Annotated in this window: 24 protein-coding genes and 1 pseudogene; 10 read left to right on the top strand and 15 right to left on the bottom strand. The window is 60.0% G+C overall.

The window, feature by feature from the left end; translation table 11 throughout:
• Window positions 1-187 precede the first annotated feature (187 nt).
• A complete protein-coding gene (locus A3C3_RS0129310) occupies window positions 188-1,099 on the bottom strand; it encodes a LysR family transcriptional regulator (protein WP_028740107.1) in 912 nt (303 codons plus the stop codon).
• 94 nt (window positions 1,100-1,193) lie between these two features.
• Between A3C3_RS0129310 and A3C3_RS0129305 the strand changes: the two genes are divergently transcribed.
• The gene (locus tag A3C3_RS0129305; RefSeq protein ID WP_022718138.1) at window positions 1,194-2,078 is read left to right on the top strand and encodes an aldo/keto reductase family oxidoreductase; all 885 of its coding nucleotides are present in this window, start codon (window positions 1,194-1,196) and stop codon (window positions 2,076-2,078) included.
• Window positions 2,079-2,329: 251 nt separating this feature from the next.
• Here A3C3_RS0129305 and A3C3_RS0129300 read toward each other — a convergent pair whose 3' ends face one another.
• From A3C3_RS0129300 to A3C3_RS0129245, 9 genes are all read right to left on the bottom strand, one after another.
• Window positions 2,330-2,782, bottom strand: coding sequence for a hypothetical protein (locus A3C3_RS0129300; RefSeq protein ID WP_022718137.1), 453 nt, complete (start codon window positions 2,780-2,782; stop codon window positions 2,330-2,332).
• Between the two features lie 247 nt (window positions 2,783-3,029).
• A complete protein-coding gene (locus A3C3_RS0129295; RefSeq protein WP_022718136.1) occupies window positions 3,030-3,935 on the bottom strand; it encodes a hypothetical protein in 906 nt (301 codons plus the stop codon).
• A 163-nt stretch (window positions 3,936-4,098) separates the two neighbouring features.
• Window positions 4,099-4,644 (bottom strand): MOSC domain-containing protein, encoded by a 546-nt coding sequence (locus A3C3_RS0129290; RefSeq protein WP_022718135.1) that lies wholly within the window; start codon window positions 4,642-4,644, stop codon window positions 4,099-4,101.
• A gap of 302 nt (window positions 4,645-4,946) precedes the next feature.
• Window positions 4,947-6,173 carry a bifunctional alpha/beta hydrolase/OsmC family protein gene (locus A3C3_RS0129280; RefSeq protein WP_022718133.1) on the bottom strand — a complete coding sequence of 409 codons (1,227 nt, stop codon included), beginning with the start codon at window positions 6,171-6,173 and terminating at the stop codon, window positions 4,947-4,949.
• Between the two features lie 225 nt (window positions 6,174-6,398).
• Window positions 6,399-6,905, bottom strand: coding sequence for a peptide-methionine (S)-S-oxide reductase MsrA (gene msrA, locus A3C3_RS0129275; protein WP_022718132.1), 507 nt, complete (start codon window positions 6,903-6,905; stop codon window positions 6,399-6,401).
• On the bottom strand, window positions 6,906-7,349 hold the full coding sequence (msrB, locus tag A3C3_RS0129270) for a peptide-methionine (R)-S-oxide reductase MsrB (RefSeq protein ID WP_022718131.1): 444 nt from the start codon (window positions 7,347-7,349) through the stop codon (window positions 6,906-6,908).
• Window positions 7,350-7,462: 113 nt separating this feature from the next.
• Window positions 7,463-8,338 carry a LysR family transcriptional regulator gene (locus A3C3_RS0129265; protein WP_022718130.1) on the bottom strand — a complete coding sequence of 292 codons (876 nt, stop codon included), beginning with the start codon at window positions 8,336-8,338 and terminating at the stop codon, window positions 7,463-7,465.
• 388 nt (window positions 8,339-8,726) lie between these two features.
• Entirely contained in the window at window positions 8,727-9,440 is a 714-nt protein-coding gene (locus A3C3_RS39560; RefSeq protein ID WP_022718129.1) for an HlyD family secretion protein, read from the bottom strand.
• A 189-nt stretch (window positions 9,441-9,629) separates the two neighbouring features.
• Window positions 9,630-10,274: a MarC family protein gene (locus A3C3_RS0129245; RefSeq protein ID WP_022718127.1), complete on the bottom strand. Its 645-nt coding sequence runs from the start codon at window positions 10,272-10,274 to the stop codon at window positions 9,630-9,632.
• 205 nt (window positions 10,275-10,479) lie between these two features.
• Between A3C3_RS0129245 and A3C3_RS0129240 the strand changes: the two genes are divergently transcribed.
• Window positions 10,480-12,129 carry an alpha/beta hydrolase gene (locus A3C3_RS0129240; RefSeq protein WP_022718126.1) on the top strand — a complete coding sequence of 550 codons (1,650 nt, stop codon included), beginning with the start codon at window positions 10,480-10,482 and terminating at the stop codon, window positions 12,127-12,129.
• 53 nt (window positions 12,130-12,182) lie between these two features.
• Here the strand turns inward: A3C3_RS0129240 and A3C3_RS0129235 are convergent, their stop codons facing one another.
• Window positions 12,183-13,262 (bottom strand): calcium:cation antiporter, encoded by a 1,080-nt coding sequence (locus A3C3_RS0129235; RefSeq protein WP_028740105.1) that lies wholly within the window; start codon window positions 13,260-13,262, stop codon window positions 12,183-12,185.
• 217 nt (window positions 13,263-13,479) lie between these two features.
• On the bottom strand, window positions 13,480-14,808 hold the full coding sequence (locus tag A3C3_RS0129230) for an aminotransferase-like domain-containing protein (RefSeq protein WP_022718124.1): 1,329 nt from the start codon (window positions 14,806-14,808) through the stop codon (window positions 13,480-13,482).
• A 103-nt stretch (window positions 14,809-14,911) separates the two neighbouring features.
• Between A3C3_RS0129230 and A3C3_RS0129225 the strand changes: the two genes are divergently transcribed.
• The 7 genes from A3C3_RS0129225 to A3C3_RS0129190 all read left to right on the top strand — a co-directional run bounded on the left by A3C3_RS0129225 (window position 14,912) and on the right by A3C3_RS0129190 (window position 22,499).
• Complete coding sequence (locus A3C3_RS0129225) at window positions 14,912-15,901, top strand: substrate-binding domain-containing protein (RefSeq protein WP_022718123.1); 990 nt, start codon at window positions 14,912-14,914, stop codon at window positions 15,899-15,901.
• Window positions 15,902-15,937: 36 nt separating this feature from the next.
• On the top strand, window positions 15,938-16,828 hold the full coding sequence (locus tag A3C3_RS0129220; protein ID WP_022718122.1) for an ABC transporter substrate-binding protein: 891 nt from the start codon (window positions 15,938-15,940) through the stop codon (window positions 16,826-16,828).
• On the top strand, window positions 16,825-17,793 hold the full coding sequence (locus A3C3_RS0129215) for an amino acid ABC transporter permease (protein WP_022718121.1): 969 nt from the start codon (window positions 16,825-16,827) through the stop codon (window positions 17,791-17,793). The genes A3C3_RS0129220 and A3C3_RS0129215 overlap by 4 nt, the downstream gene beginning before the upstream one ends.
• On the top strand, window positions 17,790-18,569 hold the full coding sequence (locus tag A3C3_RS0129210) for an amino acid ABC transporter ATP-binding protein (protein WP_022718120.1): 780 nt from the start codon (window positions 17,790-17,792) through the stop codon (window positions 18,567-18,569). The genes A3C3_RS0129215 and A3C3_RS0129210 overlap by 4 nt, the downstream gene beginning before the upstream one ends.
• 86 nt (window positions 18,570-18,655) lie before the next feature.
• A complete protein-coding gene (locus A3C3_RS0129205) occupies window positions 18,656-19,834 on the top strand; it encodes a M20 aminoacylase family protein (protein ID WP_022718119.1) in 1,179 nt (392 codons plus the stop codon).
• Window positions 19,835-19,991: 157 nt separating this feature from the next.
• Window positions 19,992-21,020, top strand: a complete 1,029-nt coding sequence (locus tag A3C3_RS0129200) for a glycoside hydrolase family 25 protein (RefSeq protein ID WP_022718118.1) — start codon at window positions 19,992-19,994, stop codon at window positions 21,018-21,020.
• A 636-nt stretch (window positions 21,021-21,656) separates the two neighbouring features.
• A complete protein-coding gene (locus A3C3_RS0129190) occupies window positions 21,657-22,499 on the top strand; it encodes an SHOCT domain-containing protein (RefSeq protein ID WP_022718117.1) in 843 nt (280 codons plus the stop codon).
• A gap of 333 nt (window positions 22,500-22,832) precedes the next feature.
• On the opposite strand, the gene A3C3_RS0129185 is transcribed toward A3C3_RS0129190, so the two are convergent.
• The 3 genes from A3C3_RS0129185 to A3C3_RS39555 all read right to left on the bottom strand — a co-directional run bounded on the left by A3C3_RS0129185 (window position 22,833) and on the right by A3C3_RS39555 (window position 24,707).
• The gene (locus tag A3C3_RS0129185; protein WP_022718116.1) at window positions 22,833-23,237 is read right to left on the bottom strand and encodes a type II toxin-antitoxin system VapC family toxin; all 405 of its coding nucleotides are present in this window, start codon (window positions 23,235-23,237) and stop codon (window positions 22,833-22,835) included.
• Window positions 23,234-23,467: an AbrB/MazE/SpoVT family DNA-binding domain-containing protein gene (locus A3C3_RS0129180; RefSeq protein WP_022718115.1), complete on the bottom strand. Its 234-nt coding sequence runs from the start codon at window positions 23,465-23,467 to the stop codon at window positions 23,234-23,236. The genes A3C3_RS0129185 and A3C3_RS0129180 overlap by 4 nt, the downstream gene beginning before the upstream one ends.
• Window positions 23,468-23,594: 127 nt before the next feature.
• Complete coding sequence (locus tag A3C3_RS39555) at window positions 23,595-24,707, bottom strand: AI-2E family transporter (RefSeq protein ID WP_022718114.1); 1,113 nt, start codon at window positions 24,705-24,707, stop codon at window positions 23,595-23,597.
• Between the two features lie 355 nt (window positions 24,708-25,062).
• Between A3C3_RS39555 and A3C3_RS44065 the strand changes: the two are divergent.
• Window positions 25,063-25,164: pseudogene (locus A3C3_RS44065) on the top strand (DUF3309 family protein); the annotation flags it as partial.
• Between the last annotated feature and the right edge of the window lie 30 nt (window positions 25,165-25,194).

Genomic DNA, 25,194 nt, shown 5'->3' with positions numbered 1-25,194 from the left:
GCCCTGTGACGAGAGGCTCTGTGACGAGAGGCCCTGTGACGGCGGCGTCGCTCCTTGGGCCGTCTACGGTGAGCAAACGCCGGCCATTGGTTCAATGCTCCGTCTGCCTGGCCTGGAGTGTTGATCGACAGCGGCCGGGTAAAGGCGGCCGCATAGTATCGGCAGGCTCGCAATATAACTTCAAAGGTCAGCGCTGGTCAGCCGATGCCTTGATGAAATCGATGAATGCACGCAGCGGCGTCGGCACGAGGCGCCGTCCGGGATAGTAGAGAAACGGCCCGGAGAAGGCCTGCCACCAGGGTTCGAGGACGGGTTCGAGGGCGCCGCTATTGAAATAAGGCCGCAGCCAATCCTCGAACAGCCCCACGATGCCGACGCCGGCAATCGCGGCATCAACGGCCAGATCGACGGCCCCGCCAATCCCCACGGTCAACGGCCCTTCCGGATCGACCCGCACGACCTCGCCTTCGCGCTCGAACTCCCACGGCGTCATCATCGCACCGCTCGGAAAGCGACCGCGTATACAGGCATGGCCGAGCAGATCGCGAGGATGATCGGGCCGCCCATGGCGATCAAGGTAAGCCGGAGAAGCAGCCGTGGCGAACCGCTGGACACGAGGTCCGATCGGCACCGCGATCATATCCTGCTCCAGCCGCTCCTCGTAGCGGATACCGGCATCGCAGCCGGCCGCCAATACGTCGACGAAGCTCTCCTCGGCGATCACTTCCAGCCGGATGCCAGGATAGGCTGCGAGGAATGGCGGAACGATGCTGGGTAGCACCAGCCGCGCCGCGCTGACCGGCACGTTCAGGCGCAACGAACCCGCGGGCCGATCGCGAAAGCCGTTCACCACGTCGAGGGCCGACTCCACCTCGGTCAACGCCGGGCCGAGCCGCTCCAGCAGGCCATGACCAGCTTCGGTCAAGACGACGCTGCGTGTCGTACGGTTGAGCAGCCTGACGCCGAGCTGCGCCTCAAGGCGGCGGACCGCCTCGCTCAAGCCCGACGCGCTTGCGCCGCTTGCGCGCGCTGCGTCGCGAAAGCCCTTGGCGCGCGCCACCGCCACGAAAACGCTCAGATCACCTAGATCCACACTCACTGTTCGCCTCTCCGCACAGCCTGTGCAGATTGTATCCGGTTATCGCGCGGATGACCAACGCCCATCTACGCCTTGTGAGATAAAGGGAAAGATCATGACCAGCAGCGAAAACCACTCCGAAACCTTCGTCCTCGGCGACCGCACCGTGAAGCGGCTCGGCTACGGCGCCATGCAACTTGCAGGGCCTGGCGTATTCGGTCCGCCCAAGGACCGTGACGCGGCATTGGCGGTATTGCGCGAAGCAGTGGAGCGCGGGATCAATCACATCGACACCAGCGACTTTTACGGCCCGCACGTGACCAACCAATTGATCCGCGACGCACTCGCGCCCTATGGTGACGATCTCGTCATCGTCACCAAGATCGGCGCCCGGCGCGGCGAGAATGGATCCTGGCTCCCGGCCCTCTCGCCGGAAGAACTGTCCCAGGCCGTGCATGACAATTTGCGAAATCTCGGTCTCGACGTGTTGGATGTGGTCAACCTTCGGATCATGTTCGACGCCCATGGCCCGGCCGAGGGATCGATCGAGGCGCCGCTCAACGCCCTGGCCGAGCTCCAGCGGCGGGGCCTGGTGCGACATATCGGGTTGAGCAACGTCACCCCCACGCAAGTCGCGGAAGGACGCCGGATCGCCAAGATCGTTTGCGTGCAGAACCAGTACAATCTAGCGCATCGGAGGGACGACGCCCTGATTGACGATCTTGCCCGCGACGGCATCGCCTATGTGCCGTTCTTTCCGCTCGGCGGGTTCAATCCGCTGCAGTCGTCTATCTTGTCCGACGCCGCTCAACGCCTCGGCGCCACGCCATTGCAGGTCGCTCTCGCCTGGCTGCTTCGTCGCGCGCCGAACATCCTACTGATCCCCGGCACCTCCTCGGTTGCGCATCTGCGCGAGAACCTCGCCATGGCGCAACTTGATCTGCCGAATGATACGCTTGATGCATTGGACGGCATTGCAGCGAGCGTCAGTTCCGCCTGAAGAACCGGCGATTTCACTTGCTTCGGGGCCGGCGGTCGGCAATGAAAGCTGGCAGCGTGATCGTGCTCGGCAAAGTCCGCTTTTCCCTCATGAACTCGGTTCGGCCGCACTGCGCTGCAGCAATTGGTTTCGTTGATCGCCACCGACCTCCCGCCGTCCCGTTATCGACACGGGACGGTATTGGGTATCCACCAACCTTGGATCAGAACAGGAAAAGGCCGCCTATCTTAGTGGAGGGAGATCGGAGCGCGTCAGTCCGGCTCGACTGGTCGGATCGTATCGACCGAGACGTCGCCATCAAGGATCCCGCGCGAAACGTCGGTACGATCACGGTCGATCTCGATTACGGTGTAAAGCTTGTCGTCCCGGAAAGCGCTCGCATTAGCTGTCGTCACGTCTTCGGCAGGCGCTGCATCGACCTCCATGAAGTCCAGCTCGCGACTCGCCGCCATGATCCGTGCGTCGCCTGGCGTCCTCGCCGCCACGACGACAACTCCATGTCCTGGAGAGTTGGCCCATCTTGGATCGTTCGGTGCGGCGATCGGCTCGAGACGATAGATGCTGAGTGCTTCCCCAGCGCTGCCGGGCGCGCCCTGCGCGGCCGCGTCAGCGATCTGCGCCTGGCTTTCGACCGAACGCCCGAACGTAGTCGGGCTGCTTGCATTGTTGATCGCGTCGGTACCTGTCTTCGAAACGTTCGACATGACGTCCTCCATAACAAACAATAACGATAGCGGCGCCCAACTGTTCCTAACTCCAGAACTCGCAGGGACCGGCCGGTACGGCGCTCAAGGCGAAGCCGATCCTTAAGTCCCAGGCGCCGACCAAGTTCGCAGAGCAACGGGGCGTTAAGGTGCGGGCCCGCCATGACCGTTTTATTGACCCACGTAAGAGCCGCGGTTTCAAATGGGCAGCCCGGGTGAGCGGTCTGTCTACGTGGACCTGGAATGTTCAGCGCGTCACGTAGACGTCTTCGTCCCGCACGACGTGGGTCGTGCCGACGGCGCCGCCGATCCAAGCCGCGATAGCACCTACGGCTAGGGCGATGAATGCCAGGATCGCTCCCGCCGAGAACACTGTCGCTGCGGTTTCGGCGGCCTCGGTCGCCTGCTGCTTGGCCTGGGCAACGGCGTCCTTGTACTGCTGCTCGTACTGGGCGACCTGCTGCTTGGCCTGATCGACAGGAATGTTCTGAGCTCGGGCGATGGCGTCGGCAGCGCGATTGCGTGCTTCTTCTGCCTTGGTTTGGTCGCCTGTCAGAACTGCGCGTACGGAGGCGACTGCGGCATCGCGCAGCGCCGCTGGATCGTTGCCGCCACTTGCGTCGCGGATGCTCTGCTCGACGCCGGCCATTGGATCGGTGGCCGTCGCAAGTGCCGGAGCTGCAGTCGTGGCGGCTGTGGCCACCGTGGATCCGGCGCTGGAGACGATGCCGCCCAAACCAGAGAAGACGCCACCGACGAGCGCGCCGACGGAAGTGGTCAGAAGATAGACGACGACCAGCGTGGTGACGGCCCACGACGTGACGCCATGAAGAGATCCCGTCGAACGAAGGGGGCGTCCTGACAACCGGCTGGCAATGTAGCCGCCGGCAAACGATGCGATCAGGCCGCTGACGACGAACCAGATTGCCGTGCTGACCGAGAGCGTTGTCGCACTCGGATTATCACTCGAAGCGGGATCGATGACGGCGGCGCCAAGGCCGGCACCCAGGAGGTTGAAGAGGAGCTGAACCACAAGTGCCACTGCGACGCCGGCGAACACGGCGCCCCAGGAGATCTTGTTGAAGGCTGCGGTGAGGTAGGGGTTATCGTCGCGCGTATGAATGTGCGCCACGGATGAAACGGGTTCGGTCATCGAAGTTTCCTTTTTTCACGCGTTCGTGAAGTGGCCATCAAACTCGCAGATGTGCCCATTGTTCCAGGTGGCTGAACTTCATTGGAAAAGAGTGGATGCGAAATCCCGCGTCCTTTGCTTGTCGCATCCGCAAGCACATAGCTCGAACCGCACCGGTGCCTTCTTAAACCCACTCCAGCGGAAAGAAGGGGGGCGGAGGCAGCACCACGGTGATGGCCTCGCCCGTGCGCACGATGCCACCTTTAAGCACGACCGTCATGATACCGGCCCTAAGAATGATCTTTCCGTTTGCCCGCTTGTCCAAAACGGCCTTGAGAAGACCCGGCTGAAACTTGTCGATCTGCGAGCACGGATTGCGAAGTCCCGTCACCTCCAGCTCGACGTCTGTTCCGAGCTTCAGAACAGCGCCGCGGGGGAGCGCCAGAAGATCGAGGCCGCGGGTAGTGACGTTCTCGCCTAGATCGGCTGGTCCGACTGTGAAACCTTTCTCACGAAGCTCGTCGAACAGTTCGGCGTGGATCAGATGAACCTGGCGCAGGTTCGGCTGGCTAGGATCGACTGCGACGCGGGATCGGTGCTTTACAGTTAGGCCGAGATGCGCGTCGCCCTCGACACCCAGGCCAGTAAGAACGCGGATTTCTGTTGTCTGCTTCTTCGAAAAGCGATGCTGGTCGTCCGCCGCAACTGCGATGACTTCTCCATCGGCCATGGCTATCTCTTCAGTTTCTACTCGGCAGCATCCTTGATAGCGGTTTAGAAACGTCTGTAAACCCGACAGACCGCTTTGATTTCGATCGGAGCCGCGGAGGTCGAACGGTGGCGATATCCCCTGCAAAGTGTTGCGAAGGACAGTGAGTTTGGTTCGACCACAAGTACACCGAATTGTAACCTCCACGCATAGTCCTTAGGCCGTCAAGGGATCGAGCGCACTGAAACTGGTGTCGTTCGATGACGACGGCGCGCGTGCGGGCGCCAGACCCAGCGCGCCCGCGAGGTGCTTGTCGACCTTTCTCATTTCACGATCGTTTTTATCTTCGCCACAGCTTCGAGCGTTCGATGGACCGGGCATTTGTCGGCAATTTCAGCAATCTTGCTGCGAAGCTCCCCGGAGACCTCGCCATCGATGGAAATGACGCGCTCGAAACGATCAATCCTGCCGCTTGCGCTGCGTTCCGCTTCGGTGCAGTCCTCGCAGTCCTTGACATGAATTTTGGCATGCGAGACGTCAACGCCGATACGCCCGAGCGTCAGCTTCGTGTGATCGGCATAGATGCGCAGCGTCATCGAAGTGCAGGCGCCGAGTGCGATCGACAGGAAATCATAGGGCGATGGCCCGGTATCGAGCCCGCCCAGGTTTCCGGGTTCATCTGCGAAAAGCCGGTGGCTGCCTGCCTGAACCGAATTCTGAAACTTGCCTTCGCCCGTTTCCGTCACCCGGACATGTTCGATCATCCCCGTGCCCTGCGGCGTGTCGGCGGCAAGATAACGGGTCAGCCATCCCGATATGACTCGTCCGGCGAAGGCTGCATCGTCAATGTCAGTGAGCAGGTGGTCGGCCTTGTCCAGCGAGATGAAGCTCTTGGGATGTCTGGCCGCGAGGAAGATTTCGTTGGCGTTTTCTATTCCGACCGTCTCATCCAGCGGCGCGTGAAGGATGAGGAGCGGCTTTTTCAGGCTCGCAACCGCATCCTTGATACGGTGTGAACGCGCGTCCTCGACAAATTGCTTTTTGAGAAGGAACGTCCGCCCAGCGAGATCGACTTCAGCCGCACCACTTTTTTCGATTTTCTCGAGGCTCGTCCCGAAATTCTTCAACACGTGGCCGACATCGGCCGGCGCACCGATCGTAGCAACGGCGCGCACTTCAGGTATGTCCTTGGCGACGGCCAGCACCGCCGCGCCGCCGAGCGAGTGGCCGATCAGCACTGACGGTGCCCGATAGTGCTGACGAAGATAGTCGGCCGCCGAAAGCAGGTCGGCGATATTGGAGGAGAAATTTGTCGAAGCAAATTCGCCTTCGCTCGATCCCAGACCCGTGAAATCAAAACGCATGACAGCGATACCTTCGCGCGCAAGCTCCGCTGCAATGCGGCGAGCTGCGGCCAAATCCTTGGAGCAGGTGAAGCAATGGGCAAAAAGTGCGTAGGCGCGTAAAGACCCGTTCGGCACGTCGAGGCGGGCAGCCAGGGTTGCGCCGGAATGGCCGGCAAATTGAAGCCGCTGTGTGTTGAAGGCCATGGGAATGCTCCGTCGCTGTGAGGAAATGAGCATTCTACATCAGCGACGGAGACCGACTACCTAGATGTTCGTTCAGAGCCCAATCTTTGCCCGGATCTGCAACAGCGCAGTGGCGGCGTCCAGACTGCACAACGTGCTCCTTTTTATGCGCCCGGCGTATCCGCCGGGCTTTCCAGGAGCGGTTCGAATGGTCGCTGTTTTGCGTGGCAAGAGGCAGGCGGCCGGTTATTCGGCCGCCGACCGCCGTGGCAGCACCCAGTTGGCGCGCGGGAAGTGGCAGGTGTAGCCGTTTGGATAGTGCTCCAGATAATCCTGATGCTCGGGCTCCGCCTGCCAGAAGTCTCCCGCCGGCTCGACCTCGGTCACCACATTGCCGGGCCACAGGCCCGAAGCGTCGACGTCTGCGATGGTGTCCTCGGCTATTTTCTTCTGCTCCTCGTCAACGTAATAGATCGCCGACCTGTAGGAGGCGCCGACATCGTTGCCCTGCCGGTTTCTTGTCGTCGGATCATGGATCTGGAAGAAAAACTCCAGAATCCGCCTGTAGCTGATCGTCTCGGGATTGAAGATGATCTCGATGCCTTCGGCGTGGGTACCGTGATTTCGGTAGGTCGCGTTCGGCACATCGCCGCCGGTGTAGCCCACGCGGGTCTGAATGACCCCGGGCAGCTTGCGGATCAAATCCTGCATTCCCCAGAAGCAACCACCAGCCAGAACAGCTTTCTCGGTCATTTAGATATCCTCCACCTGGTTGAGATACGCACCGTAGCCCTTAGCGTCCATTTCGTCGCGCGGAATGAAGCGCAGGGCTGCGGAATTGATGCAGTAACGTAGGCCGCCCTGGTCTTGAGGACCGTCGGGAAACACGTGTCCGAGGTGGCTGTCGCCATGCGCGGAGCGCACCTCGGTGCGGGTCATGCCGTGGGAACCATCCCGCAGTTCCTTGACGTTTGCCGACACGATCGGCTTGGTGAAGCTCGGCCAGCCGCAGCCGGAATCGAACTTGTCGGCCGAGGCAAACAGCGGCTCGCCTGAAACGATGTCGACATAGATCCCAGACCTCTTGTTGTCATGATACTCGCCTGTAAAGGGGCGTTCGGTGCCGTTTTGCTGGGTCACCCGATATTGCTCGGACGTAAGTTTGCTGACCGCTTCGTCGGTCTTTGCGTAGGTCATTGCCTATCTCCGTTCTCGGATTTGTTGCCTGAATATGGCGAAGCCCCACGGGGATTCCCAATATCAGGCGTGCATAGATTCAATAGCCGTAGGATCAGGACAGTTCTGCCCGATTACGCCCAGTCGTGCCGAGCTGCCATCTGCGCGATCTTGCGGATCTCGAGCGGCGTACCGGAACCGGAGACCGTCACGAAGACCAGTTCGCGTTCCAATGATATCCCTTCAACCGGGCGTGTCGCTATGCCCGGCACGACGACGGACCGCTCGGGCATGATGCAGATCGCGCGGCCCTCGGCTACCATTTGCTGGACCCAGTCCTCGCGCTCGGCACTGAAGCGCGGTTGCATGACCGCATCATGGTCCATCAGGTGCTCGGTGATCTCGCTGTGGAATTCGCAGGCCAGCCGGTCGACGTAAGGATAGGCGGCAATTGCCTCGGTACTGACGACATCTTTGCCCGCCAACGGATGGCTCTGCGCGCAGGCAAGGAGGAATCGCTCGCGAAACAGCGGCACGACGTTGAGCTTGGGGTTGGGACGCGGCGCCCGCGGCAGGATGCAGGCGTGGTACTTGCCCGAAAGCACTTCGTCCGCACTTTCTCCAGCCAACAGCTGATGCATGTTGATCTTTATGGAAGGAAGCTTTCCAAGCGCGTCGTCGAAGAATGCGGCAAAGGCAGCAGGCCCTATGGTCGGGGCAACAGCGATGTCGAGAATACGGCGTCGGCCGAGCACCGTGCTCTCGGAATGCTCGAGCACGTTTCGAAGCGCGAGTTCAATCCGCATGAACTCGGCCTGGACGTCGCGGCCAAGTGCCGTAAGGCGGCTGTCCTTGCCATCGCGATAGATCAGTGGACTGCCCAATTCTTCCTCGAGACGCTGGATTGCTCGAGTGAGACTTGGCTGCGAGACACCACTTCGACGTGCGGCTTCGGTGAAATTCAAGGTTTCCGCCAAATTGAGAAAGTACCTAACCTGATTGATGTCCATGGATCACTTCTTGCGTGGGTTTGACGGGGATTGCCATCAAGGTGGAAGCGAGATGCGCGCATTTTGAGCTCGCCTAGGAGTGAATACAGATCAGCAATGGTTTGCGCCACTCCAGGTGAGCGGCTGCCCCCGATGAGGTACCCGGTGCAGGCGATTATTTACCGCGGGGGCAGTGCAATCACAGCTCTCTTCCATGGGGCCAAGAAAGCCATTGCGATGGTCGTAGTCGGCCCGCGCTTACGTGCGACGGCGCAAAGCGTCGCGGTCCGAATTCGTCGACCTCCATGGGCGGCAATGCATTAAGCACCCTTGGAGGGCCGCGGCGCGAAGCCGAGTTGCGCCTTCGCACGGCTGTTGGAGGGCGCCGTAGCACCTGCGATGAATATCTTCATAGCCAACTCGAGCGAGATACGCTCTGTCCTAGCTTTCGAGTGCAGCCTGTGATGTAGGTCATCGCGGCTTCCCCCTTTCCCAAGACTTGTCCTAGCGCCAGCGAGAGACTTGTCACGCCGCCCTCGGAGGGAGCCAACACGGTCGTGCTGTGGAGGTCGAGGCTCGCTTGTTCCAATGCCGCCATGGCTTCGCGGATTTGAGGATTGGTTGCACCCGTTGGGCCTAGAGCTTGGCGAGCCTTCTCGACTTCGGCCTCGGCCTGAACCACGACAGCCTCTGCCGAATCCAGGAAGGACTGCGCCTGCGCTCGGCGGGCGGTTGGATAGACGCCCTTCTTGACCAGCTCGAAGGTACGCGCCGCCTGCTCCCGCGCGTTCTCCCGCTTGGCAATGGCCTCAACGCGCTTGGCCTTCGCCGTCGCAACAGCAGCGGTTGACGCTCCGATCGACTGCCCGACGGCTTCGAGCTGCGCCTCCGCGCGGCGGACCGCAAGCTCATACATGTCGGGATCGATGCGAAACAGGACGGCGCCCGCCTCTACCCGCTGATCGGTTTCGACGCCGATCTCGACCACCTTGCCTCCAACTTCAGGAGCGATCTTGACCAGATACGCCTGCACCAATCCCTGCGCTGTGTACGGAGTATATCGGTCCGAGGCGATGCCATAGAAGAAGAGCACGGCGCAGATCGCGATCACGATCAGCGTCACGCGGCGAACCGGATTTTTTGCCTGAGAGCTTTTGCAGGCGGTGGCGCAAGCGTCGAGGGCTCCGCTCCCATTTTCTCGTCCGCCATGCCGTCCTCCCCTCGGCTCGTCGTGCGTTTTCGCCGACTCCCCCTATCCGCTTCCCCATGCATTGCGCCGCTTCGCACCCAAGGTCATCAGCAGCTTCACGTTCTAGTGCTTGGCCCCCGCAATGATCTCAAGTGAACGCAGCCCGAAAACCATCAGTTCGACCGCAACCGCGGTCAACAAGATCCCGAACACAACCTCGGATATTACCAGAGTGACCGGGTTCAGGCGCTTTGCCACCTTGTCGATGTTGGAAAAGACCAGATAGTCGAGCGCGCCAACAAACAAGACGAGCCCCAGGACGAGGCCGGCGCTGGCGATTGAGACGACCTCGCCGGAGGCAACGATGAGTATTGTGATGCCGACCGGATTGAGCAGATATGGTATCGCCAGCGGGTAGACGGCGACCCGGCTTGGGTCTTCTTGGACACCGGGGTCCTCCTCGACCTTTTTGCCGGGCCCGGCGACCATTTCGATGGCCAGAATCGCAAGAATGATCGCACCGGCCACCGCCACGGCACCAGCGGTGATATGCAGCAGGCGCATGAGGAGCGCTCCGGTTGCAAACAGGACAATTGCCGTGACGACCGCCGTCACAACCATCCGTCGCCCGACGGCCCGTTGCGTCTCTGGTTCGTAGTGCTTGGTCTTTTCGAGAAAAGGCACCAATGCGATTTTGGGACCCATGCCGACGAGCAAGAGCAGCAGTAGCGTCACCACTAGCTGTACATCAATCACCGAGAAATCCATTACACGGGCTCGCTTTGTAGATGGCGTTGATGACAGACTTGCTCGTTCGATTCGCGCATGTCTAAATAAGATATTGCTAATTCTACCCCTCAGTGCAGTTCGGTCAAGCACCCGGATTCGAGGCGCCACAGTTCAAGGTTGCGCCGTCGTAGCTTGCACGGTAGGTTTTTTCGGAGTACTCCGGTGTACTTTAAGGGCCGCTGCCGTGTCCCAATCTCAAATCTTCAGGTTTTGGAATTCCTTTTCGGCCGCCGGTCTTTTGATCGGAGCACTGTTCTTCGCGGCCTCGCTTACTCCGACGCTGCTTCCACGCACGTTTGTGACCCAGGGGGTTCTATCCGGATTTTCCTTCGCTGCCGGATACGGCCTTGGCGTGTTCGGGCGCTGGCTGGCTCACTATCTGGAATTGCCCAAGCCAAAGGACCGCACACTGCGGATCATCAAGCTCGTTGCTGCAGTGGTTTGCGTTTCGATCGCCGCCGTTTTCCTGTGGCGGGCGTCGGAATGGCAGAACGCGATTCGCCACCTGATGGACTTGGAACCGGTCGATACTGCGCGTCCCTTCGAGGTCGGTTTGATCGCCGCGCTGACCTTCGCATTGCTGTTCGTCCTTGCGTGGTTGTTTCAGCTAACGTTCCTGTTCACGTCCAGAAGGCTCAACCGATTTGTGTCGAGGCGCGTGTCCTATTTGGCCGGCATTGTCATTGCGGTGACGTTGTTCTGGTCGCTCATCGACGGGGTCCTCTTCAAGCTTGCCCTGTACGCGGCGGATTCCTCCTTCCAAGCCTTCGACGAATTGATCGAGCCCGAGAGCCAGCAACCGACTGGTGCGAACAAGACCGGCAGTGACGCCTCCCTGATCGAGTGGGACGAGCTTGGAAGGGCTGGACGGGAATTCATCGCGACGGGACCGACCAGCAAGGATTTGCAGTCGTTTCTCGGCAGAGACGCGCTTGAGCCGGTCCGCGTCTATGTCGGGCTGCGATCTGCCGAGACCGCCGAAGCGCGTGCGAAGCTGGCCGTCGAGGAACTCAAGCGCGTCGGTGGATTCGATCGGTCGGTGCTCATCGTCGTGATGCCGACGGGTACCGGATGGATTGACCCGGCCGCCATGGACACGGTCGAATACCTGCACGGAGGCGATGTGGCGAGTATCGCGATGCAGTACTCCTATCTTACAAGCTGGTTATCCCTCCTGGTCGAGCCTGACTACGGGGCCGATGCCGCTCGCGCGCTGTTTGCCGAAGTTTACGCGCATTGGACCAAACTGCCCAAGGAAAGTCGCCCCAGACTCTATTTGCATGGGCTGAGCCTTGGGGCATTAAGCTCCGAGCAATCCGCGGAACTGTTCGAAGTCATCGGCGATCCGTATCATGGAGCCCTGTGGAGCGGCCCGCCATTTCCGAGCCGAATCTGGCGCTCGGTGACCGACGATCGCGTTCACGGTTCGCCGGCCTGGCAGCCGCGCTTCCGGGACGGCTCGTATGTCCGGTTCACCAGCCAGAAGAACGCCTTGGCGATTCCGGGAGCGCAGTGGGGGCCGATGCGGATCGTCTATCTGCAGTATGCGAGCGACCCGGTGACCTTCTTCGATTACCGGTCGCTGTACAGGGAGCCGGATTGGATGATGGCGCCTCGCGGTCCGGACGTGTCTTCCGAGCTGCGGTGGTATCCGGTGGTGACACTTCTGCAGCTCACGCTCGACATGGCAATGGCCACCACAGCCCCCATAGGGTATGGGCACGTCTATGCGCCGGCACATTATATCGACGCCTGGATCGAGGTGACGGCGGTGGACGGGTGGAGCGCTGAGCAGATCGCTCGCCTGAAGCATCACCTCGAAAGACGGCCGTGAAGGAATGTCGCTGAAAAGCCCATGGGTGCGATGGATACGACGCGACCGGAGGGCTATGGCGCGACGGCGAAGAACAAGAATACTGCAAAGACGACCAGGTGCACGATGCCCTGAAGCACGGTGGTCCGGCCCGTGCCCAATGTGATCACGCTGATGATCAGCGTCAGCACCAGCAGAGTCTGATCCTTCTCCTCCAGGCCAAGCGCCAGCGGCTCGCCAAGCACGATCGAGACGAGCGCAACGGCAGGGATCGTCAGGCCGATTGTCGCAAGTGCCGATCCCAGCGCCAGGTTCAGGCTGGTCTGCAGTCGGTTGGCTTGCGCTGCTCTGAGCGCCGCCAGGCATTCAGGAAGCAACACGACGCCCGCAATGACGATTCCCACGACGGCCTTCGGCACGCCGAGCCAGTCTACTCCTGCCTCCACCGAAGGCGTCAGAGCTTTCGCAAGGCCCACCACCGCCACGAGCGCGACGAACAGCAAACCTGCGCTCGTGGCTGCCGTCCTGTTTGAGGGCACCGGCGCGTGCGCATCCTCGTTATCGGCTTCGAACGGCAGGAAGTAGTCGCGGTGCCGCACGGTCTGGACGAAGATGAATGACCCGTAAAGGACCAATGAAACTGCACCGGCGAAGACAAGCTGCGGTGTGCTGAACATCGGCCCCGCTGCGCGCGTGACAACGTTTGGCACGACCAGCGTCAGGACGGTGAGCGCGGCCAGTACGGCCAAGGCAGCACTCGCTCCCTGGAGCTGAAAGCCCTGTTCGTGGTGACGCATGCCCCCGGAAAGCAGGCACAGGCCGACGATACCGTTCATCACGATCATGACAGCGGCGAATACGGTGTCGCGAGCCAGGTCCGCCTTTTCTCCCGGAGCTGCGATCATCACCGAGACGATCAGCGCTACCTCGATCACGGTGACGGCGATAGCCAGAACCAGCGTCCCGAAGGGCTCGCCGACCCGCTGTGCGACCACCTCGGCGTGGAATACCGCGGCAAAGACGGTGGCGATGAGAGCGACCCCGGCAGCCGCACCAACAGGGCCCGCGCTGCCTGTAAACGGCGTCACCAACAGGATCGCCCATGCCACTGCAGGCGAAACCCATGCCCACCACGGTGTTTGTTCTGCTGCCAAGGCGGTGAAAACCCATTGTTCGGGCGTTTAAGAATACGCATGGAAAGCCTCCATAGGCAACCTTACGTCGCACTCCACGGGCCTGAGTCTGGCTCCGTAGCGAGACATGTGGTTCTAACGCGCCGACGGCTCAGCGTCTGGCGTTCATCAATCCTTTGAGGCTTCCCGGTGTCCAACCTTACCATCCTATCTGGACCCTCCTGTTCAAAATCCAGGATCAGCCGGTCGTGCAGGCCAGCGCGATACCGTCCGCGACCTCGCTGCTACGCTCCGAAAGATTGCCCGTTGCGACCCTGATATGATTGCTGGGCAGGATCGAGAACTTTGCGCCGGGGTGAACGGCGATCCCTCTCGCCGCCAAAGTGACCATCGCAAAAGGCTCCGACGAGACCGGAATCCAGGCGCAGAGGCCTCCTCCATCATCCAACTCGACGCCGCGCACGCGCAGCGCATTCGTCAGATCATCGTGGCGCTGCTGATAGATACTGCGTGCGCGGGCAAGGATTTCCTCGGTTCTAGGATCGCGGAGCAGCCACGCTGCCGCCGATTGCAGGATCCGGCTGGTCCAGCCGGCGCTGAAGCTCCGATAGGATTGAATCTGCTCCACGATTGCCCGGGAACTCGACAGCACGGCAAGACGCAGGTCCGGACCCAGCGTCTTCGAATAGGACAGGATGTGTATGACGCGGTCCGGATAGCGCCCTCCCAAGGAATGCTTGGGTGCGCCGGAAATATCGGCCACGCCATCGTCTTCGATGATCAGCGTGTCGCTCCCCGCCAGAATAGTTCCCAGAGCTTCCAGACGGGCCTTGCTGACGCTTTGGCCAGTCACTGAGTGAAGCCGAGGCTGAAACAGAAATGCAACGGGGCGATATTTCATGGCCGCTTCGAGCGACGATGGCAGGGGACCGTCCTTGTCGCACTGAACGGGCAGAATGCGCACGCCCAGATCCTCGAGGATATCGAGAAGGCGCATGGCCGTCGGGTTCTCTATTGCGACCGAAGCGCCTGGCATCACTAACGCATGCAAGAGCGTATAGACAGCGTTGTAGCCGCCGTTTGTTGCAAGAAAGGCCTCCGGCTCGTAGGGCCAGTCGCGCCGCACGGCCGCTTCGAGCTCCGGCAGGATCCGGCTGCGTTCGTAGCTGTTGAGGTTATCCGCCGAGGCGCCGTATCCAAGGGCTTCTGCCAAGGGCGGCAGCAGGCTTACATCCGGGACCGCTGCCGTGAGGTCGAGTACGCCCTCGCCGTAGTTGCCGGAACTTGCAAGCCTCTCGGGCTTGGCAACGAACCGATCGCCGCTGATCCAGGTGCCGTTGCGGCCGCGCCCGCTGATGATCTTCTGGCGGCGCAGCTCGCTCCAGGCCTCAGAGATCGTCGCAGGGCTGACGCCAAGCGCGAAGGCAAGGTCGCGGATCGCAGGCAGCTTGGTTCCGACGGGAAGCGCGCCCGCGCGGATCATGGCGCTGGTTTCCAACGCAATTCCGCGAATGGACTTGTCGCTTAATTTTTCGGCAAACCAATCGGCATTTCGGGTTTCGCTCATTTTTGCACCAAGATTAAATGTTCAATAACGTAATAACATTTGATCGAGGCAATTTGAACATTTATTTACGAGCATTAATGACCATCCTTTGCGAGCAAAATGCATGACTGTAACGATACGGCTGGCCCTGCGCGACTGGGACTACATGACCCCGCTGGTGTTGGGAGAGGTCTCGTCACCCCGCCTCGACGTGAAGGTCGAAAGGGTTGGCACGCTCATCTCCCATATTGGAAAGGACGATGCTCACGACGCGGCGGAAATGTCCTTCAGCCGATATACGCAGCTTCGCGCCGACGGCGACGAGACTGTGATCGGCATCCCGAACTTCATCATGCGCGGCTTTCGCCATCGCTGCATCATCACGACGAAAAAGAGCCCGATCACGCAACTGCACCAGCTTGCCGGAAAGCGGATCGGTGTGACCGGATGGCGAGATTCCGGAAACACCTGGACGCGCGCAGCCTTGCGCCGTGAAGGTGTCGGCGTCGAGGATGCGATGTGGTTTGCCGGCCGGTTGACAGAAGCCCACCCTGTCACCGATCGTCTCGACGGCTTTGGCCGCGCGGGACGCATCGAGGCAGCGCCCGGCGAGCGGCCGATGGTCGAACTCCTGAAAGAGGGCGGGCTGGATGCGGTTTTCACACCCTTCATGCCTGAGGGCTTCTTCGATAAAGATTCGCCGTTCCGCCAGGTCCTTGCAGATTTTCGTGGTGCCGAACGCCAATATTTCGACGACGTCGGCTACGTGCCGGGCATGCATCTCATCGGCGTCAAGGCGACGGTGGCGGCGGAACATCCATGGCTCCTCGAAGAACTCAGCACCTTGATCGATGAATCCAAGCGCGTCTGGACGACGAAGCGCCGCAAATATGCCGACACCACGCCGTGGATGCTCGATGAGCTTTTGAAGGTCTCGGCAGATCTGCCACCGGAATGGGACGAAAGCGGCCTTGATGCAAACCGTGCGATGATTGTCGATTTTGCCCGGGAACTGCACGCGCAGGGCATCCTGCCGCGAATACTCACGGCGCAAGAGCTCTTTCCGCTGCAGGCGTCCTCAAATCGCTCGCAGCTTGCCGCAGCCGAATCCTGAACCTTTATCCATACAAACCAAAAAGGGGAATAAGAAATGCCATTGAAATCCGTTACCTCCTTCGCTCTTGCGAGCGCCCTGCTCTCTGGAATGGCCATGGCCGAGGATGCAACGCTTCCGAAGCTCACCGTCAACGAGGAACTGCGGGCAAAGCTTCCCGAGGAGATCAAGACCGCCGGCAAGATGATCTCGGTCAACAACGGCTCCTTTCCGCCCTACGAGATCGTCACCGGAACGAAGATGGAAGGTGCAAGCGCCGACCTCACGGACGCGCTCGGCCAGGTGCTTGGCGTTACGATCGAGCACGCAACCGTCGGTGGTCTGCCGGCACTCCTCGCCGGCGTCAATTCCGGCCGCTATCAATTCGCCTTCGGTCCTGTCGGCGATTTCAAGAGCCGCGAAGAGGCAAACGACTTCGTCGACTGGGTGCAGGAATTCGTCGTCTTCGCCGTGCACAAAGGCAATCCGAACGGGATAACCTCGCTCCACACCGCCTGCGGACAGCGCATCGCCGTCATGGCTGGCGGTTCGGCGGAGAAGGTCATCAAGGTCCAGGCCGAAAAGTGCAAGACCGACGGCAAGGAGGCGATCGAGGTTCAGTCCTTCACCGACCAGCCGAGTTCGATCCTTGCCGTCAGGTCCAAGCGCTCGGATGCATTCTTCTCCTCCCAGGCTCCCCTCACCTATTTCGTGTCGCAGTCCAATGGCCAGCTCGAACTCACCGGCGTCGGCCAGAAAAACGGCTTTGAAAATCTCTATCAGGGTGCCGTCGTGCCGAAGGGATCGCCGCTTGGACCCGTGCTGCACGACGGCATGAAAGTTCTGATGGACAACGGCACCTATGCGGCAATCATGAAGAAATGGGGTCTTGAGAACAACATGATCAAAAAGCCGGGCATCAATCTCGGCGGGACGTTGCCAAAATGAGCGCCAATACCCACAAAAGCGCATCGCCTCCGGGCGGTGCGGATCCCCGCGACGTCGTCAACGCGCACAAGCCGTTTCGCATCGATCGCCTGGTCCTTTGGACGCTGACACTGGGCATTGCCGCCGATTTTGGATGGATCGTTGCAAACAACGAGAATTTTGGCTGGCCGGTGGTCGCACAATATTTCTTTGATCCGACGGTCATTAGCGGTCTTTACGTGTCCCTCGGACTGACCGTTGTAGCCATGCTGATCGGCATAGCGCTCGGCCTGCTGCTTGCCATTGCGCGGCTGTCGACGGACAGGCTCGCCCATTCCCTTGCCGGCCTCTACATCTGGTTCTTCCGCGGCACGCCGCTCCTGGTCCAGCTTATTTTCTGGTACAACCTGTCGACGCTCTTTCCATCGATTTCGATCACCGTGCCTTTCGGACCGACATTGGCCAGTTGGGACACCAATTCCGTTATCACGCCGATGACGGCCGCAATCGTCGGCCTGGCACTCAACGAGGCGGCCTACATGGCCGAGATCATCCGCGGCGGCCTTCTCTCCGTCGACAGGGGCCAGGCGGAAACCGCGGAAGCCTTTGGCATGACGCGGGCACGCGCACTGCGCAGGATCATCATCCCGCAGGCGATGCGCTCCATCGTTCCGCCAACCGGCAACCAGCTCATCAGCATGATCAAGGCGACCTCTCTCGTCAGCGTGATCGCCATGGCGGACCTGCTCTATTCGGTCCAGTCGATCTATAACCGCACGTTCGAGATCATTCCGATGCTGCTCGTCGCCGTGGTCTGGTACCTGCTCATCACCTCGATCCTCAACATCGGCCAGGGCTATATCGAGCGCTACTACAGCAGAGGCGACAGACGCTCCAGCAGCGTGGCGACGCCTGCCGGACAGGCGGGCACGCCGATCGTACCCGATACCCCCTCACCCGTCATCGCACAGGAGGCGAGCCATTGAATGCCCTTGCAACTCTCGAGCCGCTCGTCCATGCACGCAATGTTCACAAGTCCTTCGACCAGCTTGAAGTCTTGAAAGGGATCGATCTTGACGTCGCTCCTGGCGAGGTCGTGGTTATCCTCGGGCCGTCCGGCTCGGGCAAATCGACCTTCCTGCGCTGCATCAACCATCTGGAGTCCATCAATCAGGGCTCCATCATGGTCGATGGAGAGCAGATCGGTTATCGATTGCGAAAGGGCCGGCTTGAGAAGCTCTCCAACAATGCAATCGCTGCACAGCGGCGCAAGATCGGCATGGTCTTCCAGCAGTTCAACCTCTATCCGCACATGACTGCGCTCGAAAACATCATCGAAGCGCCGGTTGGCATCCACGGCGAAAGCCGCAAGGCCGCAACGGAAAATGCGCTGATGCTTCTGGAGCGCGTCGGCCTCTCGGAAAAAGCCGGCAGTTATCCGCGCCAGCTTTCCGGCGGTCAGCAGCAGCGCGTGGCGATCGCACGGGCTTTGGCGATCAAGCCGAAGCTGATGCTGTTCGACGAGCCGACCTCCGCACTCGATCCCGAACTCGTCGGTGAGGTCCTTTCCACCATGCGGGACCTGGCAAGCCAGGGATTGACCATGATCGTCGTCACTCACGAGATTGGTTTTGCGCGCGAAGCGGCCGACCGGGTCATCTTCATGGATGGCGGCAAAGTCGTCGAACACGGCAAGCCCGAAGATGTTCTCGGCAATCCGCAGCATCAGCGCACGAGAAGCTTTCTCGCCCGCTTCATCTAGCCGGGCAATCTGTACGCTCCGCATTCTGCCCGCGCGCCAAACCGCGGCGCGACCATCCCGTCCATTCTAGCTACTGGAACTGACTGATGACACGCGACAACGCTTTTGCCCGCATCTCCGACTTCGAGCCGCTCAAGGAACAGCTTGTTGCGACCCGCCGGCATCTTCACGCCAATCCGGAACTGTCGTTCGAAGAAGTCGAGACGGCACGCTTCGTCGCCGAAAAACTGGAAACCTGGGGCTACGAGGTTTTTCGCAATGTCGGCGGCCACGGTGTCGTCGCTCGTCTCAAGGTGGGCAGCAGCCCGCGCAGTATTGCGATCCGCGCCGACATGGATGCCCTTCCGATCCAGGAAGAAACGGGCCTGCCTTATGCGAGCCGGGCAGCCGGCAAGATGCATGCATGCGGTCACGACGGCCACACGACGATGCTGCTTGGGGCTGCGCAATATTTGGCGCGCACCCGCCGTTTTGACGGAACGGTCAACCTGATCTTTCAGCCCGCTGAGGAAGCCGGTGCCGCAAGCGGCGCTGAAGCGATGATCGCCGACGGATTGTTCGAACGCTTTCCGTGCGATGCGATTTTCGGGCTGCACAATCACCCCGGCGCGCCCCAAGGCACCTGGCTTTTGCGTTCCGGTCCTTTGATGGCGGCTGCCGACACGGCAAAAATCACCATCAAGGGAAAGGGCGGCCACGCCTCCAGGCCGCATCTGACGGTGGACCCGGTCGTCATTGCCTGCAATCTCGTCGTCTCTTTGCAGTCGATCGTTTCGCGCAGCATCGATCCGACGCAAACGGCAGTCGTTACCGTTGGCTCCATCCATGCCGGTGAGGCCTCGAATGTCATTCCGGACATCGCAACGCTTTTGCTGAGTGTCCGCTCCTTCGAACCGGCGATCAGGGACATTCTGGAGGCGAGAATTCGCAAACTCACCGCGACCGTCGCTGAAGGCTATGGCGCCAGGGCCGAGGTCGACTATCTACGCGGCCACCCGGTTGTCATCAACTCCGAGAACGAAACCGAATTTGCCCGCGGCATTGCGGAGGAGCTCGTCGGCCCGGACCAGGTCTTAACGTGCCCGCTGATCCCGGGAAGCGAGGATTTTTCCCATTATCTCGAGCATAAGCCGGGCTGCTTCCTGCGCCTTGGCAACGGTGTGAACTCGGAGATCCTGCACAGCTCGAAATTCAACTTTGCAGACGAGAACCTGACGGTTGGTGCCGCCATGTGGGCGCGGCTGGCAGAGAAATTCTTGGGCTAGAATTCCGTGACGCACTCGCAGCATGCCCATGCCGTTAACCTTGGCAATAAAGATTGTATTCAGTCTTTTTTGGTAATTTCCCGTTAGCCATTCACGCCAGCCGGTCCCGGCGGCATGGGATTGGCGTCGGCGGCAGTTGTTTTGCGTACGGGTCCTTATGCGTCTATCGAATGTGACAGCAATCTTTCTTGCGTGCCTGACTTTGGCCGGTTGCGCCGCCAATTCTCGTCCTGCGACCGTTCAGGCCGGGCGGCCATCTGAGGAGACGACGGGCTCGGTTGCCCAATCAACCGTGCCCGTCCCTGCCGCCAATGTCGGCGACGTTGCCCTGCAGGCCAACCCGCCTGAGCAAACGTTGGCTTGGGCGGGATCGGTGCCGCAGCCACAGGCGTTCGCGCCGGCTTCACGAACCGTTGGTGCGCCCATCCCGTCAGACCGGCCGATTGCCATGCTCGCCCCGGACAAGCCTGAGATGAGGACCACTCCGCAAACGCGCTCGCAGATCTACGGTTATGGCTTCCGCGACGCCAAGCCGATCAATTTCGGGGCCATTTCGCCGAGAAAGCTTGCGGTGCACGGTGTCGACGTTTCGCGCTGGCAGGCGGAGATCGATTGGGAAAGGCTGAGAAGGCAGGGGGCGAACTTCGCCTATATCAAGGCGACGGACGGCGGCGATCATCTCGATCCGATGTTCAAGAAGAACTGGCGCCGGGCCAAGGAGGCCGGCTTGAGGCGCGGCGCCTATCATTTCTTCTATTGGTGCCGGACGGCCGGCGAACAGGCCGACTGGTTCATCCGCAACGTTCCGAAGGAAGCGGGTGCTCTTCCGCCGGTAATCGACGTCGAGTGGAACGGTGAATCGAGCTGCAAGCGACGGCCTTCGCGCGAGCGGGTGCTCGAAAAAATGCAGGTCTTCATGGACAAGCTCGAGCGGCACTACGGCCAGCGTCCGATCATATATACCGCTCCGGACTTCTATCGCGACAATCTGAAGGGCGCGTTTCTTGATTATCCTTTCTGGCTGCGTTCGGTCGCCGCTCACCCCTCCAAGGTCTACCCAAAGCGCAAGTGGGTCTTCTGGCAGTATTCGGGTTCCGGCCTGTCGCATGGCGTCGATGGCCGGATCGACCTCAATGTCTTCCATGGCGATGAAGACGATTGGCACAACTGGGTGGTGTCCCGCTAGCGCCGGGCAAGCCGGCTAGCTTCGGGTTGTCGCTGAAAAGTAAAAAGGGTCATGCCGCCCGACGTAGTCGTAGGAGACTGCGTCGGCTTTCAACCCGTCGCAGTTCCTGCAGTTGAGCTTGAGCATTGCCTTTGCTTCGCCCCAAGCCGACGAACTCGCCCTGGATAACATTCTCCATTAGAAACCATTTCTGGCCGCACCGACACGACCACTGGAATCGAGGCTGGCGCGGGGGCGTCTCGAGCGAAAATGGATACCGCAAGAGTCGTGAAAGTCATCCTGGCACTGAAAGCGCACGTCAGAAAGTGCACAATATATGCGCAACAATAGTTGCGCATAGACTTGAACATTGCGCGTATTGCGGCGTGGTCGGGAGATTGTACGAAGATGGTGTGACTTTGCCCGCAGTCGTGGGCGCTCCGGCATCTGAGGTCAAGATTGTGGAAGCAGTTTTCGAACACGTCGATATCGCGCATGAGCCTACGCCGACGATGTGATGGTAGAACCGGCGCGATATCTTGTGACATTTGCCACCTAGTTCCGTATTGTTCTGATGTCGTGGAGAGCTTCTTGACTTCGTTGCGGGGCTCGGCCTTGCGGCGTGCACGCTTTCTTCATCAGGCAGGGGCGATCACGATGAGACAACTCAGTGAAGAGGGTCGACGGACCCTGGAGGGAATTGCACAGCGCTACGGGGTCAGCCTTAGCGCGGTCGAGCACCTTCTGATGGCGATGATCGCCGGGCAGGCCACACAGGCTCAGTTCAACCATCCTGATCTCGGTGGCATGGGGCAATGGTCACAGGGCGGCATGATCATGGTCGGCGACATGTTCAACCATGCTCTGAAGGCGAACGTGGCGGGGATTTGTTCCGAGCTTGTGGCCCTGGTGCGCAGTACAGATTTGCTGGACCCGCAGAGGTCGCACCAGTCCCAATACCAAGGTCAGGGCGGCGTCAGTCTGTTCGTGCCTGGGGCGTTGTCGGCTGGGAACTGGTGGCCCGAGGAGCTCGGGCATCCTGCCTCGACCGGGGCGCAGAATGACCTGCGCTATGCCTTTTTCCCGACAACCCGACGACTGGCGATCGATGTCGGCGGCCGGGTTACGGTCTACGACACGAAGGACCATCGCATTGGCGGTTTCTCGCAACAGCAAAGCAGCGACCAGTCGCTGGCCTTTACGTCTCAGCATGGGCTCGTGAAAATTTCGGAACTGGATGTGGTCCGTCAGGACGGCAAGGAACCGGCGGGCACGTCGGCTACCGGACCATCCGCCGCCACGGTTGCGCCATCGATATTCGCATCGTCCGCGCCGGAATCCGTCGAGCCACAACAAGCGGCGCGGCCAGCGCCGGAGGCGCGTCGGTCCGATGAGAACATCTTCGACAAGATCGAACGCCTCGCGGCCCTTCATGCAAAAGGTATTCTCACAGATCAGGAATTCGAAGCGAAGAAATCGGAGTTGCTCAGCCGACTATAGCATCCGACGAACAGGGGCTTGCCGGACGCAGATCAGTTGATGGCTTTCCATCGAGCCCGGATACTCACCGTGCGGGCCGTCTGCAACGTTCATCGCGGATCTACGCATCGATCGGATTGTGGTGGCTTTGGGAGTGTCGCTGGACATATTCATGAAAGCACTCACTGCCGACCCTTACCGGTGAAATCACTTCAAATGCTTTTCCGCGTTTCGGGGCCTTCAATTCGTAGCCTGGATGCCAAACTTTGCACGCAGATCTGAACCCGGAGTTCTGCAACCACATCAGCGACGCGGACACGGGCGCGGCACCACATCCACTGCAAATATTTCCGGCTACGCGTGCGGCGTTATCAGCGTCACTGACGGAAAATATGTGCGGTAGCGGCCAAGGTCGCGGGTGAGCAACGGAAGCTGACGAACCGCTGCATGGGCACCTATGAAAAAGTCGGGCAATACGCCAGTCTTTGATCCTCCGGCGCGACGATACTGCGTAAATATCTTGCCGGCAAGGAAAAGGGCGGCTCGCGGCATTGCAGTCATTTCAAGCCCAGCCTCGTCGAGGAAGGCCTCGAGTTCTTCGATACGATCGTATCGCACCGCGAGCTCGGCGTACACGGTATCGTTAATCAGCAAGGGCCCATCGAGGCTCGCCGTTTCAAGTTGCGCAATCGACCAATCCGCCCACGCCGGATCATCGGTGACAATGTCCAGGAGGATATTGGTGTCGATGAGGGTCAAGTTTCGCCACGTGTCAGTGCCATGATGGCATCGGTACTGAGCCCTTTTCCCGCATGACCTCGCAACTTCGCAAACCGGCTCGCAGGCTGCTTCTTGTCCGCCCGCACCACGACAATGCTGCCATCGGCGGCGCGGCGGAAATCAACCAAGCTTCCGGGAACGATTCCCAACAGATCGCGGACGGGCTTTGGAATGGTCACCTGCCCCTTCGCTGTCACTGTCGTCGCCATTTGCACCCTCCTCAGTAATACCTGATGTTCAGAAGGTATTACTTTGCGGGCGTGAAGTCAATAAGGCGGCCTCCAAGAGGATCTGCTTTCACAGGGTGTCGCGCCGCAATGAGCGAAATCCGTCAACTCAATCCCTGGTATCGGCTTCCAAGTTGTCGGCCGCAAGGGAAGACGGTTCCGATTGCATACGCTCTTCGAGTTCCGCTGCGACCCACTCGCGAAAGAGGTTATAGGCCACCGCCAGGAGGGTTGGTCCGAGAAAAAGCCCGATGAATCCAAAAGCCAGAACGCCGCCGACGAGCCCGAATAGACCGAGCAGCACGGGCAGATTGATGTTCTGGCTGAGCAGATATGGTCGGAGGAAGTTGTCAATACTGCTGACGAGAAGCAGGCCCCATGCAGCGATGAAGATCCCCCACCAAACCGATCCCTGCATGAGAAGCCAGAGTGCGACCGGCCCCCACACGAACGGTGGCCCTGCGGGCACAAACGAAAGCAAAAACGTCAGGCCGCCGAGCAATAGCGATTGCGACACACCGGCGATCCAGAAGCCGATACCGGCCAAAAGACCTTGGGCGAGGGCCGTTCCGATCATTCCGTAAACGACACCATTCACGGTCATGCCAATGACCGTGAGCAACTTTCTAGCGCGAGTGCCGGCAACACGCTCACCAATCTGACGCATGAAACTGATCATGCGCCGGCCGTGCAGGAACAGGAAAAAAGTGATGAATATACTGAGCGCAAGTTCGATTAGGCCGATGCCGAAAGCTGCGCCGCCAGCAAGAGCAATATCGGTGACGGGCCCCGTCAGCTTCTTGAGCTCGAGGATAAAGGCAGGAGCGTCATGCGCAAAGTTTTCCCAGTAAGCGGCCACACTCTCGCCGACAATCGGAAGGCCTTTCACCCAGATTGGGGGCGCGGATGGACCCTGCTCGAGGACGCGCGTTATTCCCGCCGCCAGGTTCTTCATGTCGTCGGCGAGCGCCGTCACGAGGAACGCTAGCGGTGCGGCCACAACAAAAACCACCAGCACCGTCATAGCTGCGGCGGCAACCGCCCGATTGCCTCCGACAGCACGTTCACATCGGCGGTAGATAGGCCAGGTCGAAAAACATATCACCGCAGCCCACATTATTGCCGATAGGAAGGGCCAAAGGACGAGAGCGCAACCAATCGCCAGCAGCACAAGCGCGCCGATACCCAGAAGCTGCTCGACCAGTCTGCTTAGAGGAATCATGACCACTCCTCCGGTTTCCTTGCGATTCTACTCCATCGGCGAGCAACGCTCATCGACATTCGCAACTACCTTGCTGATAGTCACGCACGAACATCAAGTGGAGCAGATCGCGTCGCTATAGCACAGCAGACCGCTGCTTCGCAGCGGCGGCAACGGGCGACCGGCGTCAGCCGATTGCAGAAACTACACCACTAATAATATAGTGTATATTATTACATGATGCATTAATGCTCATTCGGCAATCTCGCTGATAAAACTTGCGAAAGCCGCGAGACAAGACAGCGGCCGAGCTCAATTTTGGTGAGGGCAGCATTTCGTCGAGACGAAATAGAACTAGATTAAAGTGGAGAAAGTCATGACATTGGGAATAATACTTCTAATTATTCTTATCATATTTCTGTTGGGCGGGTTTAGTGGTCGATTCGGAGGTTATCGCTACGGTTACGGGCACGGCGGCACGGTGCATTTGAATCGGAATTGAACGATG

It is taken from the genome of Rhizobium mongolense USDA 1844, from assembly GCF_000419765.1.
GTDB lineage: Bacteria > Pseudomonadota > Alphaproteobacteria > Rhizobiales > Rhizobiaceae > Rhizobium > Rhizobium mongolense.
This window is presented reverse-complemented; position numbering and strand designations above follow the sequence as displayed.

Coding starts and splice junctions, on each gene's coding strand:
- A3C3_RS0129305 (WP_022718138.1), top strand. CDS start 1,194: ATGACCAGCAGCGAAAACCACTCCGAAACCTTCGTCCTCGGCGACCGC.
- A3C3_RS0129300 (WP_022718137.1), bottom strand. CDS start 2,782: ATGTCGAACGTTTCGAAGACAGGTACCGACGCGATCAACAATGCAAGC.
- A3C3_RS0129295 (WP_022718136.1), bottom strand. CDS start 3,935: ATGACCGAACCCGTTTCATCCGTGGCGCACATTCATACGCGCGACGAT.
- A3C3_RS0129290 (WP_022718135.1), bottom strand. CDS start 4,644: ATGGCCGATGGAGAAGTCATCGCAGTTGCGGCGGACGACCAGCATCGC.
- A3C3_RS0129280 (WP_022718133.1), bottom strand. CDS start 6,173: ATGGCCTTCAACACACAGCGGCTTCAATTTGCCGGCCATTCCGGCGCA.
- msrA (WP_022718132.1), bottom strand. CDS start 6,905: ATGACCGAGAAAGCTGTTCTGGCTGGTGGTTGCTTCTGGGGAATGCAG.
- msrB (WP_022718131.1), bottom strand. CDS start 7,349: ATGACCTACGCAAAGACCGACGAAGCGGTCAGCAAACTTACGTCCGAG.
- A3C3_RS0129265 (WP_022718130.1), bottom strand. CDS start 8,338: ATGGACATCAATCAGGTTAGGTACTTTCTCAATTTGGCGGAAACCTTG.
- A3C3_RS0129245 (WP_022718127.1), bottom strand. CDS start 10,274: ATGGATTTCTCGGTGATTGATGTACAGCTAGTGGTGACGCTACTGCTG.
- A3C3_RS0129230 (WP_022718124.1), bottom strand. CDS start 14,808: ATGAGCGAAACCCGAAATGCCGATTGGTTTGCCGAAAAATTAAGCGAC.
- A3C3_RS0129225 (WP_022718123.1), top strand. CDS start 14,912: ATGACTGTAACGATACGGCTGGCCCTGCGCGACTGGGACTACATGACC.
- A3C3_RS0129220 (WP_022718122.1), top strand. CDS start 15,938: ATGCCATTGAAATCCGTTACCTCCTTCGCTCTTGCGAGCGCCCTGCTC.
- A3C3_RS0129215 (WP_022718121.1), top strand. CDS start 16,825: ATGAGCGCCAATACCCACAAAAGCGCATCGCCTCCGGGCGGTGCGGAT.
- A3C3_RS0129205 (WP_022718119.1), top strand. CDS start 18,656: ATGACACGCGACAACGCTTTTGCCCGCATCTCCGACTTCGAGCCGCTC.
- A3C3_RS0129200 (WP_022718118.1), top strand. CDS start 19,992: ATGCGTCTATCGAATGTGACAGCAATCTTTCTTGCGTGCCTGACTTTG.
- A3C3_RS0129190 (WP_022718117.1), top strand. CDS start 21,657: ATGAGACAACTCAGTGAAGAGGGTCGACGGACCCTGGAGGGAATTGCA.
- A3C3_RS0129180 (WP_022718115.1), bottom strand. CDS start 23,467: ATGGCGACGACAGTGACAGCGAAGGGGCAGGTGACCATTCCAAAGCCC.
- A3C3_RS39555 (WP_022718114.1), bottom strand. CDS start 24,707: ATGATTCCTCTAAGCAGACTGGTCGAGCAGCTTCTGGGTATCGGCGCG.